Annotated in this window: 1 protein-coding gene; it reads right to left on the bottom strand. The window is 42.5% G+C overall.

From position 1 onward, the window contains the following. On the bottom strand, positions 1-468 hold a 468-nt coding region (locus tag NF27_RS05300; protein ID WP_039456690.1), incomplete at both ends, for a HEAT repeat domain-containing protein.

The raw sequence follows: 468 nt of genomic DNA, 5'->3' as shown, positions 1-468 counted from the left end.
AAGCATTTATTAGCACAGGTACTACTATATCTCCATGCCCTGCTCCTACTTTACCCAGTGCTTTAGCTGCACTGCCCCTAACATACTCATCCTCATACTCATCCTCTAAAGCTTCTATTAACGGAGGTATTACTATATCTCCATGCCCTGCTCCTACTTTACTCAGTGCTTCAGCTGCCCTTATACTGACCTCATCATCAATATCCTTTAAAGCATTTATTAGCACAGGTACTACTATATCTCCATGCCCTGCTCCTACTTTACCTAGTACTTTAACTGCACCCCTCCTGACCCAGGAATCACTATCCTTTAAAGCATTAATGAGCGCAGGTATTACTATATCTTGATGCCCTAATCCTATACTATACAGCGCTTTAGCTGCCTTACTCCTGACCCAGGAATCACTATCTTTCAAAGCATTTATTAGCGCAGGTACTACTATATCTCCATGCCCTGCTCCTACTTTAC

The sequence above is a fragment of the Candidatus Jidaibacter acanthamoeba genome, assembly GCF_000815465.1.
In the GTDB taxonomy this organism is placed as follows: domain Bacteria; phylum Pseudomonadota; class Alphaproteobacteria; order Rickettsiales; family Midichloriaceae; genus Jidaibacter; species Jidaibacter acanthamoebae.
This window is presented reverse-complemented; position numbering and strand designations above follow the sequence as displayed.